Annotated in this window: 12 protein-coding genes; 8 read left to right on the forward strand and 4 right to left on the reverse strand. The window is 61.7% G+C overall.

What is annotated here, in order from left to right; translation table 11 throughout:
- Positions 1 to 7: 7 nt before the first annotated feature.
- Positions 8 to 310 (reverse strand): metalloregulator ArsR/SmtB family transcription factor, encoded by a 303-nt coding sequence (locus D8U60_RS23465; protein ID WP_016771327.1) that lies wholly within the window; start codon positions 308 to 310, stop codon positions 8 to 10.
- Between the two features lie 168 nt (positions 311 to 478).
- Between D8U60_RS23465 and D8U60_RS23470 the strand changes: the two genes are divergently transcribed.
- The gene (locus D8U60_RS23470; protein ID WP_024011949.1) at positions 479 to 1057 is read left to right on the forward strand and encodes an ACP phosphodiesterase; all 579 of its coding nucleotides are present in this window, start codon (positions 479 to 481) and stop codon (positions 1055 to 1057) included.
- Positions 1058 to 1182: 125 nt separating this feature from the next.
- Here D8U60_RS23470 and D8U60_RS23480 read toward each other — a convergent pair whose 3' ends face one another.
- Positions 1183 to 1974 carry a lysophospholipid acyltransferase family protein gene (locus tag D8U60_RS23480; protein ID WP_073475829.1) on the reverse strand — a complete coding sequence of 264 codons (792 nt, stop codon included), beginning with the start codon at positions 1972 to 1974 and terminating at the stop codon, positions 1183 to 1185.
- Positions 1974 to 2729: an L-ornithine N(alpha)-acyltransferase gene (olsB, locus tag D8U60_RS23485; protein ID WP_016771324.1), complete on the reverse strand. Its 756-nt coding sequence runs from the start codon at positions 2727 to 2729 to the stop codon at positions 1974 to 1976. Before olsB ends, D8U60_RS23480 begins: the two co-directional genes overlap by 1 nt.
- Before the next feature lie 153 nt (positions 2730 to 2882).
- Here olsB and D8U60_RS23490 point away from each other — a divergent pair, with 153 nt between their 5' ends.
- From D8U60_RS23490 to D8U60_RS23510, 5 genes are all read left to right on the forward strand, one after another.
- Positions 2883 to 3761 carry an acyl-CoA dehydrogenase family protein gene (locus tag D8U60_RS23490; protein WP_130901047.1) on the forward strand — a complete coding sequence of 293 codons (879 nt, stop codon included), beginning with the start codon at positions 2883 to 2885 and terminating at the stop codon, positions 3759 to 3761.
- A gap of 181 nt (positions 3762 to 3942) precedes the next feature.
- Positions 3943 to 5022 (forward strand): serine hydrolase, encoded by a 1080-nt coding sequence (locus D8U60_RS23495; RefSeq protein WP_130901048.1) that lies wholly within the window; start codon positions 3943 to 3945, stop codon positions 5020 to 5022.
- A complete protein-coding gene (locus tag D8U60_RS23500; protein WP_130901049.1) occupies positions 5019 to 5315 on the forward strand; it encodes an amidase in 297 nt (98 codons plus the stop codon). The genes D8U60_RS23495 and D8U60_RS23500 overlap by 4 nt, the downstream gene beginning before the upstream one ends.
- Before the next feature lie 141 nt (positions 5316 to 5456).
- Positions 5457 to 6047, forward strand: coding sequence for a YceI family protein (locus tag D8U60_RS23505; RefSeq protein ID WP_039762684.1), 591 nt, complete (start codon positions 5457 to 5459; stop codon positions 6045 to 6047).
- Position 6048: 1 nt separating this feature from the next.
- A complete protein-coding gene (locus D8U60_RS23510; protein WP_122612582.1) occupies positions 6049 to 7206 on the forward strand; it encodes a phosphatidylserine/phosphatidylglycerophosphate/cardiolipin synthase family protein in 1158 nt (385 codons plus the stop codon).
- A 222-nt stretch (positions 7207 to 7428) separates the two neighbouring features.
- Here the strand turns inward: D8U60_RS23510 and bglX are convergent, their stop codons facing one another.
- A complete protein-coding gene (gene bglX / locus D8U60_RS23515) occupies positions 7429 to 9720 on the reverse strand; it encodes a beta-glucosidase BglX (protein ID WP_130901050.1) in 2292 nt (763 codons plus the stop codon).
- A 258-nt stretch (positions 9721 to 9978) separates the two neighbouring features.
- On the opposite strand from bglX, the gene D8U60_RS23520 reads away from it, so the two are divergent.
- Both D8U60_RS23520 and D8U60_RS23525 read left to right on the forward strand, forming a co-directional pair.
- The gene (locus D8U60_RS23520; protein ID WP_024011957.1) at positions 9979 to 10587 is read left to right on the forward strand and encodes a LemA family protein; all 609 of its coding nucleotides are present in this window, start codon (positions 9979 to 9981) and stop codon (positions 10585 to 10587) included.
- 13 nt (positions 10588 to 10600) lie between these two features.
- The coding region (locus D8U60_RS23525; protein ID WP_130901051.1) for a TPM domain-containing protein at positions 10601 to 11247 on the forward strand (647 nt) is incomplete at its 3' end.

Consider the following 11247-nt stretch of genomic DNA (forward strand, 5'->3'; position numbering starts at 1 on the left):
TTAAGGGTCAGAGCTCTTTACTGAGGGTGCTGAGAAACGCCTGGATGACGTCCTCGTTACGTTTGAAAAAATGCCACTGCCCGGCCTTCTGGCTGCTGATCAGCCCGGCCCGTTGCAACGTCGCCAGATGCGCGGAAACGGTCGATTGCGACAGGCCGCAACGCTGATCGATCTGCCCGGCACAGATGCCGTACTCGTGGTTGTGCAACTGCTCGGGGAATTCGCCTTTCGGGTCTTTCAGCCAGTTGAGGATGTCTCGCCGTACTGGGTGCGCCAGGGCTTTTATTATTTCGTCGAGGTCGAGGTTCATGGCTTGGGCTCGTGGTGGCAGTAGCGATATATCGCGATGGAGCGAACTTTAAATCGTTGGATCGCGATATACCAATATGAATTCGGTCTGACGACCGCATAAATCGCTATATCGGGTTATAACGATACGAGGATGCTGGAGGAGCGAGCGCAGTGCTAAGCTGCGCCCATGAACTATCTCGCGCATTTGCATCTCGGCGGCCAGCGCCCCGGTCAGTTACTCGGCAGCCTGTATGGCGACTTCGTAAAAGGTCGGCTGCAAGGCCAGTTCGACCCGGAAGTGGAGGCGGCGATTGCGCTGCATCGGCGCATCGACGTCTTCACCGATCGCCATCCACTGGTCGACATTGCTTTGGGGCGCTTCAGCGAAACGCGGCGGCGCTATGCCGGAATCGTCCTCGATGTGTTTTTCGATCATTGCCTGGCGCGGGACTGGACGCTGTATGCCGACCGGCCGCTGGAGCAGTTCACCGCAGACGTCTATCACGTGCTGTCCCGCGAACGACAGTTGCCGGAACGGCTGGCAAAGATCGCCCCGCACATGGTCGCCAACGACTGGCTGGGCTCGTATCGCGAATTCGAGGTGCTGGAGCAGGTGCTGCGCGGGATCTCGCGGCGCCTGACCAGGCCGGAGGAATTGGCCGGGGCCATGGCGGAGTTGCGGCGGTTGTATGAGCCGCTGAGTGAAGATTTCAGCCTGTTTTATCCGCAACTGCAGGATTTTGCAGTGCAATCACATACAACCTGAATCCCTGTGGGAGCTGGCTTGCCAGCGATAGCGTCGGCACATTCAACTTTGATGTTGATTGATCGACCGCTTTCGCGGGCAAGCCCGCTCCCACAGGGGACCAAGGTGATTTGGGGATTTGTGTTTCAGGCAGCGATTGCCGGGCGCATTGGCGATTGTCGGGTTTCCGGAATCGATCCAAACAACACCTTTTGCACCGCCTGCTGCGCTTCGAACGCCAGCGCCGCGCGCTCGCGGCCCTGACAGGCAATCGGCTTGAGCAGATGCACCTCGACATCGCCGCAGTCATGGCTGAACAGGCGCATCAGGTGCGAGAGCAGGTCATCGTCACCAATGAACGGCGCCAGCGTATCGATTTCGCCGTCACGCAGATAACGAATCGCCACCGGTTGCAGCATCACTTCGGAATCGATCGCCGCCGACAGCAGGCGACCATGAAAAGTGCGCAGCGAACGGCCATCGGTGGTGGTGCCTTCAGGGAACATCAGCAGCGCATGTTCGGTTTGCAGATGGCGGGTCATCTGCTTGCGGATCAACTGGCTGTCGCCCGATCCACGGCGGATGAACAGGCTGCCGGCCTTGGCTGCGAGCCAGCCGGCCACCGGCCAGGTGCGCACTTCGGCCTTGGACAGAAACGACAGCGGCGTGAGCATGCCCAACAGCGGAATGTCGGTCCACGACACGTGATTGCTGACCCACAGCATCGGCTGTTTCGGCAGCTCGCCATGCACGCTCACGCGAAACGGCAGGGCATTGCTCAGCCGCGCCATGAAGAAGCGCGACCAGCGCTGCCGCCGCTCCATCGAGTGGGCCAGACCGATACGTTCGAACACGCCGAACACGCTGGCCATGGTCAGCCCCAGCGTCACCACCAGCAGCACTCGCGCGATTCGCGCGTACACCCGCAACCGGCTCATCACACCGCCGCCTTGAAGTGCTTGGCGTAGCGCGGGCAGAGTTCGTCGCGCTTGAGCAGGATGAACACGTCGGCGACCTGGAAGTCTTCGTCCCAGCACGGCTCGCCGCAGATCTTCGCCCCGAGGCGCATGTAGGCCTTGAGCAGCGGCGGCATTTCGGCGATGACGTTGGACGGGATATCCAGCGTCGGCAGCGGGTTTTTCGGCTCGGCGCGCAGGTGTTCGGTGCACAGATAACGTTCGCGCAGACGCTGCATGATCGCGTGGGCCTGAATGCCGCCGTCCTGCATCGGGATGCTCGCGCAACCCATCAGATAGCTGTAGCCGCCCTGATTGAGCACTTCGGCCAATTCGCCCCAGAGCACGGCGATGGTGCCGCCGTTGCGATAGGCCGGATCGACGCAGGTGCGGCCGATTTCCAGGATCGGGCCTTGCAGATGCGCCAGGCCATGCAGGCTGAATTCTTCTTCGCTATAGAACTTGCCGAGGCTGCTGGCGGCGGTGTGATCGAGCAGACGCGTGGTGGCGACCAGGCGCCCGGTATTCAGATCACGCACGCCGATGTGGCTGCAGTGAACATCATAATCATCCATGTCCAGACCCAGTTCCGCGCCTTTGAGTTTGGCGTTGAATTCGCCACTGAAGACGGCGAAGCGCAGGGCCTGGGCTTGCTGCAAGGCTTCGGCGCCGATCAGGCGTTCGGCTTGCAGGCGGCGTTCATTGCCGGTGTCGCTGATGCGGGCGATTTGCGTCATGTGAATCTCCGTACGGGCCTTTAACCCGTCGTGGGTTGCAGCCGATCGACTTTCTTTATGCAGCCGTGTTGTGCAAAGTCAGGCTATGTAGCCCCGGTGTCATCGCCATGAACGTTCGGTGATGCTTATATGACAGCCCACAAGGAGGCGCCCATGCCCTGGACAGATCTGTTGCACCGTCGTGAACGCTTGCCCGCCGCTGCTGATCTGGCCGAGGGCTTTGCAACGTTGTTGCAGGCGCTGGGCAACGTCACGCCGTTCGAATTGGCGGTGGCCGGCGGGCGGCGGATGGCCACGCCGGGGCTGGCGTTTCTGGTGGGTTATCAGGCGGCGCTGCGCATGTTGTGGCCGAGCGCGCCGCCGAGCCTTGGCGCCTTGTGCGCGACCGAACAACGCAGCCTGCGCCCGGCCGATATGCAAACGCGGCTGCGCGATTTGCGCTTGAGCGGGCGCAAGGATTTCGTCACCGCAGGCGACGCCGCCGATTGGTTACTGGTGGCTGCGCGCAGTGAGGAGCTTGGCGAAGCACCGCGCCTGAGTCTGGCGGTGGTGTATCCCGGCGAGCCCGGCGTGAAGGTGGAAAAACTGCCGGCGTTGCCGTTGATGCCGGACATCAGCCACGGCCGCCTGCACCTCGACGGTGCCCTGTGCGAATTGCTTGCCGGCGATGGCTGGGACGCCTACGTCAAACCGTTTCGCAGTCTTGAAGATGTCTACGTGCTCAGCGCCATGACCGCGTGGTTGTACGGCGTCGGCCAGGACAGCGACTGGCCGCAGGCCCTGCAACTGCGTTTGCTGGCGCTGCTGGCCGGGTGCGCCGAGGCCAGCCGGCAAGCGCCGAACAATCCGGCCGGACATGTAGTGCTGGGCGGATTGTTTGCGCAGTTTGAAGCGCTGGCGGGGGAGGTAGATGAGGCGCTGGGCAATGGCCCGGCGGAGTGGGCGCAGATGTGGCAGTGGGACAAGGGCGTGATGCAGTTGGCGGCGGGGGCGAGGGCCAAGCGCTTGGCCAAGGCTCTTGCGTTGGCCTGACTGGCCTCATCGCGGGCAAGCCCGCTCCCACAGGTTTCAAAGGTGTTCATGAAATGTGTGTTCACTTGGGACCCCTGTGGGAGCTGGCTTGCCAGCGATGGCAATTTCATGGACGACCAACATCTAAAATTTGTCATAAACCCCGACTAGTCTCGACAGGTTCATTCCCAGAGCGCCCACCATGTTCAAAGGCCTGTCGCTGTTCCTGCTGCTGGTCAGCCTCACCGTCCGAGCCGAACAATGGCCGAATGAGCAATGGCCAATCGGCTCGCCAATCAGCGGCCCGGCTGTCGAAGCATTGGAAAACTACGCCTTCGCGCCCCGCAACGACGCCACCCGCGAAGGCATCCGCACCGACGCCTTGCTGATCATCCGCGACGGCCAGATCATCTACGAACGCTACGCCGCTCCGACCACTGCACAGACCCCGCACTTGACCTGGTCGATCAGCAAAAGCCTGCTGGCCGCCGTCCTCGGCGTGGCCTACGGCGAAGGCCGATTCAAGCTCGACGATCCAGCGCTGAAGTTCTACCCGGCGCTGGAAAAACACCCGGCGATCACCCTCGGCCATCTGCTGAACTGGGCCTCCGGTCTGGATTGGCAGGAAGACTACGAATACGCGCCGCTGAAATCTTCGGTGGTGGCGATGCTCTACACCCGCGGCCATCGCGACATGGCCGCGTTCACGGCGGGCCACGACGCCTACGCCGCACCGGGTCAGGCTTTCCGTTATTCCAGCGGTGACAGCAATCTGCTCGCCGCCGCCCTGAAAACCATGGTCGGCCCAGCACGTTATGCCGACTATCCGTGGACAGCATTGTTCGAGCCGTTGGGCATTCGTCACGCCGTGTGGGAAAGCGATGCCAGCGGCACCTTTGTCGCCTCGTCCTATGCCTATCTCACCGCGCGGGATCTGGCGCGGGTCGGTCTGCTGATGGCGCGCGGCGGGCGCTGGAACGATCGGCAGTTGCTGCGCGAGGATTGGCTCGCGTTCAACCTCACACCGTTTGCCGGCTACAAGGCGCATCAGGACGAAGCCGTACCCGGCGGCCATTGGTGGCTCAATCGTCCTGTCGACGGCGCCACATCACCATGGCCCGACGCCCCACCCGACACCTTCGCCGCCCTCGGCCACTGGGGCCAGGCGCTGTATGTGATGCCCAGCGAGAAACTGGTGATCGTGCGTTACGGCGATGATCGTGATGGCAGCTACCAGCACAACGAATTGCTCAAACGCGTGTTGCAGGCGGTGCGGCCATGAAGCGCTTCCTATTGTTGCTGTTGGTCGTGCTGCTCGGTTGGGGTTGGTATGAATGGGAAAACCTCTGGGCGTTCCCGGACATCATCAGCGCCTACACCGCCAAGGAATATTGCTCGTGCCGTTATGTGATGAACAACGATGCCGGGTATTGCCGTGGCTATGTGAAGCAATGGCTGCCAACCAGCGGTTTTACCGATGAAGCTTCGAGCAAAACCATCACCGTCAGCGGCATGGGCCGCAGCCACAGCGCGCAGTGGCTGAGCGAACGCCAGGGCTGTCGCTTACAGCCTTGAAAGATCGCAGCCTTCGGCAGCTCCTACTTTGGAATGCGTTCCCCTGTAGCTGCCGAAGGCTGCGATCTTTTGATCTTGATGTTGCAATAAACCCAAGGGCGGTTAAGGTTCGTGCAGGTTTATCGCCCCCACGAGTGTTTAATGTTCAACCGCTCCCTCTATACAACCTTCGCCAGTCTGCTGTTGACCGCCGCTGCACTGCCGGCCCAGGCCAATTGGTACCTGGACGGCGAGTCGTCGCGGCTGTCGTTCGTCAGCACCAAAAATGCCAGCGTATCGGAAGTGCAGCGTTTTCTGGTGCTGCACGGCAAGGTCGACCCCAACGGTCGCGCCGAGGTCGAAGTCGAGCTCGAATCGATCAACAGCGGCATTCCGCTGCGCGATGAGCGCATGCGCAAGGAGCTGTTCCAGATCGAGCAATTTCCCGCAGCCACTATCACCACGCAGATCGACCTGCGCCCGATCAACGATCTGGCTCCCGGCGCGCAGCTGGAGTTGCGCCTGCCGCTGACCGTCAGCCTGCACGGCAAGCAGCACGAATACCCGGCCGAGTTGCTCGCCACGCGTCTGGATGATCGGCGCTTTCAGGTGGTGACCCTGGAGCCGCTGGTGATCAACGCCGAGGATTTCGATCTGGCGCCGGGCCTGGAAAACCTGCGCAAACTCGCCGATCTGTCGGCGATCAGTCTATCGGTGCCGGTGGGTGCGGTGCTGATTTTCACGGCGCGCTGACATGCGCGGTGCGGTGTTTCCCTGGCGTGACGGCAACCGTTTCGAACTGTTGATCGACGGCCCGCAGTTCTTTCCGCGCATGCTCGAGCACATCGCTGGAGCTACAGAGCAGATCGAACTGGAGCTGTACCTGGTCGAGGCCGGCGCCTGCGCCGAAGCCATCGTCCAGGCACTGGTCGCGGCGGCCGAGCGCGGCGTGCGCGTGCGTTGCCTGTTCGATGATTACGGCAGCCTCGCGTTCACGCTGCATCTGCGCCAGCGCCTGACTCAGGCCGGGGTCGAGCTGCGTTTCTACAATCGCCTGAGCTGGCGGCGCTGGGTCGGCAATTTCTATCGTGACCACCGCAAATTGCTGCTGGTCGACCAATGCCTGGCCGTGGTCGGCGGCACCGGCGTGACCGATGAATTCTGGACGCCGGGCCATGATGTCAGCGAGTGGCACGAGGTGATGGTCGAGATCAGCGGCCCATTGGTGATCGATTGGCAATTGCTGTTCGATCGCCAGTGGATCGCCAACCGTTACCGCCGCGCCTGGCGCCCGGCCGCGCATTTTGGTCTGCCACGTTTGCCGCGCGTGCCGGACAAGGGCGAGGGCATGGGCCGTGTGGCGTATGCCGACGCCCGCCAGCACCGCGATATTCTGCAATCGCTGTTTCGCGCGCTGAACAGCGGGCAAAAACGCATCTGGATGGCCACGCCGTACTTCCTGCCGACCTGGAAAATCCGCCGCTCCCTGCGCAAGGCTGCCGCGCGCGGCGTCGATGTGCGCTTGCTGCTGACCGGGCCGCGCACCGATCACCCGTCAGTGCGCTACGCCGGACACCGCTACTACCCGCGCCTGCTCAAGGCCGGGGTGCAGATCTTCGAATACCAGCCGTGCTTCCTGCACCTGAAAATGGTTCTGGTCGACGAATGGGTAAGCATCGGTTCGTGCAACTTCGATCACTGGAATCTGCGTTTCAATCTGGAGGCGAATCTGGAAGCACTGGACCCGGCGTTGACGGCAGCGGTGGAGGCGAGCTTCGTGAAGGACTTCGGCTTGAGTCAGCTGGTGAGTCTGGAGGAATGGCAGCGCCGACCGTTTTGGCGGCGGGTCAAGCAGCGGGTGTGGGGCTGGGTGGATCGGTTGGTGGTGAATATTCTCGATAGACGCGGTTGAAGCAAGATCAAAAGATCGCAGCCTTCGGCAGCTCCTACAATGGCAGGGTGTACACCCTGTAGGAGCTGCCGAAGGCTGCGATCTTTTGCTTTTTGATCGTTCCCACGCTCCGCGTGGGAATGCCTCCAGGGACGCTCCGCGTCCAGTGACGCGGAGCGTCACGGGCTGCATTCCCACGCAGAGCGTGGGAACGATCAGTGCAGGGGGGCGGTGTGCTTGCTGTTACAGCAATTCAAAGCTCTGCTGCGTCACCGCCTGCGAATCCAGGCCGATCTGCACGTTGAACTTGCCAGGCTCGGCCGCGTATTTGAGCTGGGCGTTGTAGAACTTCAGGTCTTCCTCGGTGATGGTGAAGTGCACGACTTTCTGTTCGCCGGCCTTGAGCACGATCTTCTGGAAGTTCTTCAGTTCTTTCACCGGGCGGATCATCGAACCGGTGACGTCCTGGATGTACAACTGCACCACGGTTTCGCCGTCACGCTTGCCGGTGTTCTTGACCATGACGCTGGCGTCGAGCTTGCCGCTGGCGTTGAGGGTGGTCGATGACAGCGCCATATCGCTCAGGGCGAAGGTGGTGTAGCTCAGGCCATAACCGAACGGAAACAGCGGGCCGGTGGTGTCATCGAAATACTGCGAGGTGTAGTTGCCCGGTTTGCCCGGAGTGAACGGCCGGCCGATGCTCAGGTGGTTGTAGTAGGTCGGGATCTGGCCCACGGAACGCGGTAAAGTCACCGGCAGTTTGCCCGACGGGTTGTAGTCGCCGAACAGCACGTCGGCGATGGCGTTGCCGCCCTCGGTGCCGCTGAACCAGGTTTCCAGGATCGCATCGGCGGACTGGTTCTCTTCGAGAATCGTCAGCGGACGGCCGTTCATCAACACCAGCACCAACGGCTTGCCGGTGGCTTTCAGCGCACGGATCAATTCGCGCTGGGTTTGCGGGATGTTCAGGTCAGTGCGACTCGAGGATTCGTGGGACATGCCACGGGACTCGCCGACAGCGGCGACGATCACGTCAGCATCCTTCGCCGCTTTCACCGCTTCGTCGATCAGCACGTTGGCCGGGCGCGGGTCATCGACCACTTCCGGGGCATCGAAGTTGAGGAAGTTCAGGTAGTCGAGGACCTTCTTGTCGCCCGTGATGTTGGCGCCACGGGCGTAGATCAGGTTGGCCTTGTCGCCGATCACCGAACTCATGCCGTCGAACAGCGTGACCGATTGTGCCGGGCGCCCGGCGGCGGCCCAGCTGCCCATCATGTCGATCGGCGCTTTTGCCAATGGACCGACCAGCGCGATTTTCGCGTCTTTCTTCAGCGGCAGAGTTTCGTTGTGGTTCTTCAGCAGTACCAGACTGCGCCGCGCCACTTCGCGGGCCTCGGCACGGTGCAGGCGGCTCTCGGCGTAGGTGTCGGCGGGGTCATCTTCAGCCTTGCCGATGCGCAGGTACGGGTCCTTGAACAGGCCCATGTCGTACTTGGCCGCGAGCACTTCGCGCACAGCGTTGTCGATGTCTTTCTGTTCGATCTCGCCGGACTTGAGCAGCCCCGGCAGCTCTTTGCCGTAAAGGGTGTCGTTCATGCTCATGTCGATGCCGGCCTTGATCGCCAGCTTCGCCGCTTCGCGACCGTCGCGAGCGACACCGTGCTTGATCAGTTCGAAAATCGCGCCGTGATCGCTGACTGCCAGGCCTTTGAAGCCCCAATCCTTGCGCAGCAGATCGTTCATCAGCCAGGTGTTGGCCGTGGCCGGAATGCCGTTGATCGAGTTCAACGCCACCATTACACCGCCAGCGCCGGCATCGATCGCGGCGCGGTACGGTGGCAGGTAATCCTGGTACATCTTCACCGGGCTCATGTCGACGGTGTTGTAGTCGCGACCGCCCTCGACCGCGCCGTACAGGGCGAAGTGCTTGACGCTGGCCATGATGCTGTCGGCGGCGCTCGGGGTCTCGCCCTGATAGGCCTTGACCATGACTTTGGCGATGCGCGAGGTCAGGTAGGTGTCTTCGCCGAAACCTTCGGAACTGCGGCCCCAGCGTGGATCGCGGGAGATATCCACCATCGGCGCGAAGGTGATGTCGAGGCTGTCGGCGGCGGCTTCTTTAGCCGCAACGCGACCGGACTGGCCGATGGCGTCCATGTCCCAGCTCGACGCGAGGGCCAGCGGAATCGGGAAAATCGTACGGTGACCGTGGATCACGTCGTACGCGAAAAACATCGGAATCTTCAGGCGACTGCGCATGGCCGCGTCCTGCATCGGACGGTTTTCCGCGCGGGTGATCGAGTTGAACGTGCCGCCGATGTTGCCGCCAGCGATTTCCTTGCGGATCAGCTCGCGGGGCATTTCCGGACCGATGCTGATCAGGCGCAACTGGCCGATCTTCTCGTCGAGGGTCATTTGTTTCATCAGGTTGCTGATGAAAGCGTCCTTGTTTTCCAAAGGTACCGGGGTCGTGGCGGCCAGTACCTGATGACTGGCCAGGCTGACGAACAGACCCAGCAAACACAGCTTCTTCATGAATTTTTTCTCTAGAGCCCAAACGGTGATGCAACACCGGCCAGCCAAAATGTAGGGAGCGACTATTGTTGTTCGGATACCGGCGCAAAATCCTGAGCCGGAAAACCGCAGCCGACAGCGGCAACGTGAACGCGAAGGGCACTTTTTAGCCGATTAGCCCGTCGCATGCCAGTGGCGGCGCCGATTATGCCCCAACCGCTGGCCGGGAATGCCCAGCGCTCGGTTTTTAAATCAAATGTGTCATGGAGCATCACTGCAATGAATATCAGCTCAACCTCCCGTTCACGGTTACAGATCGCCACGTTGCTGGTGTTCGCCACGCTGTTGACCGCGTGCGGCATCAACAATATCCCGACCCTCGACGAACAGGCCAAAGCCGCCTGGGGCCAGGTGCAGAACCAGTACCAGCGCCGTGCCGACCTGATCCCCAATCTGGTGGAAACCGTGAAGGGCTACGCGGCCCACGAACAGGAAACCCTGACCGCAGTGATTGAGGCGCGAGCCAAGGCGACGTCGATTCAGGTCGATGCCAGCACCCTCGACAACCCCGAGAAACTCAAGCAGTTCCAGCAGGCGCAGGATCAACTGACCGGCGCATTGAGCCGCTTGATGGTGGTCTCCGAGCGCTACCCGGATCTGAAGGCCAACCAGAACTTCCTCGCTCTGCAATCGCAACTTGAAGGCACGGAAAACCGCATTGCCGTGGCGCGTCGCGATTTCATCCTGGCGGTGCAGAAATACAACACCGAGATCCGTACCTTCCCCGGTCGCCTGTGGCACAGCGTGATGTACAGCGATCTGCCGATGCGCGAAACCTTCGAAGCCACCACGCCCGGCGCGGAAAAAGCCCCGGAAGTGAAATTCTGACTCGAGGTCGCCCATGCGTGTGTTGAAACTGGGCCTGGTGCTGATGCTGTGGCTGTTCGCCGTCAGCGCCCGGGCCGAACTGACGTTTCCGCCGCTGAGCGGGCGCGTGGTCGATCAGGCGCAGATGCTCGAGCCATCGATTCGCGCCCAACTGAGCCAGCAATTGCAGGCGCACGAGCAGGCCACCGGCGAGCAATTGGTGGTGGTCACGCTGCCGGATCTGCAGGGAACCACCATCGAAGATTTCGGCGTTCAGCTCGGTCGGCACTGGGGCATCGGCCAGAAGGACAAGAACAACGGCGCCTTGCTGATCGTCGCGCGTGACGAGCGCAAACTGCGCATCGAAGTCGGCTATGGCCTGGAGGATCGCCTGACCGATGCGCAGTCGTCGGTGATCATTCATCAGGTCATCACGCCGGCGTTCAAGGCCGGCAACGTCAGCAAAGGCATCAGCGATGGCGTTGCGGCGATGTTGGTGGTGCTCGGTGGCAATCCGCTCGATGAGCCGTCCACCGTGTACGAATCCAGCGGCGACCCGGCGGATGATTTCATCTCGCGGCACCCGGCGCTGTTCATGTTTCTGGTGATGTTGTTCATCGTGACGGTGTTTGTCTGCCAGATGCTCGGTATCCTGCCTGCCGGCCGGGGCGGCTCCGGAGG

The sequence above is a fragment of the Pseudomonas sp. Sample_11 genome, from assembly GCF_004307505.1.
Lineage (GTDB): Bacteria > Pseudomonadota > Gammaproteobacteria > Pseudomonadales > Pseudomonadaceae > Aquipseudomonas > Aquipseudomonas atacamensis.

Coding starts and splice junctions, on each gene's coding strand:
- D8U60_RS23465 (WP_016771327.1), bottom strand. CDS start 310: ATGAACCTCGACCTCGACGAAATAATAAAAGCCCTGGCGCACCCAGTA.
- D8U60_RS23470 (WP_024011949.1), top strand. CDS start 479: ATGAACTATCTCGCGCATTTGCATCTCGGCGGCCAGCGCCCCGGTCAG.
- D8U60_RS23480 (WP_073475829.1), bottom strand. CDS start 1,974: ATGAGCCGGTTGCGGGTGTACGCGCGAATCGCGCGAGTGCTGCTGGTG.
- olsB (WP_016771324.1), bottom strand. CDS start 2,729: ATGACGCAAATCGCCCGCATCAGCGACACCGGCAATGAACGCCGCCTG.
- D8U60_RS23490 (WP_130901047.1), top strand. CDS start 2,883: ATGCCCTGGACAGATCTGTTGCACCGTCGTGAACGCTTGCCCGCCGCT.
- D8U60_RS23495 (WP_130901048.1), top strand. CDS start 3,943: ATGTTCAAAGGCCTGTCGCTGTTCCTGCTGCTGGTCAGCCTCACCGTC.
- D8U60_RS23500 (WP_130901049.1), top strand. CDS start 5,019: ATGAAGCGCTTCCTATTGTTGCTGTTGGTCGTGCTGCTCGGTTGGGGT.
- D8U60_RS23505 (WP_039762684.1), top strand. CDS start 5,457: ATGTTCAACCGCTCCCTCTATACAACCTTCGCCAGTCTGCTGTTGACC.
- D8U60_RS23510 (WP_122612582.1), top strand. CDS start 6,049: ATGCGCGGTGCGGTGTTTCCCTGGCGTGACGGCAACCGTTTCGAACTG.
- bglX (WP_130901050.1), bottom strand. CDS start 9,720: ATGAAGAAGCTGTGTTTGCTGGGTCTGTTCGTCAGCCTGGCCAGTCAT.
- D8U60_RS23520 (WP_024011957.1), top strand. CDS start 9,979: ATGAATATCAGCTCAACCTCCCGTTCACGGTTACAGATCGCCACGTTG.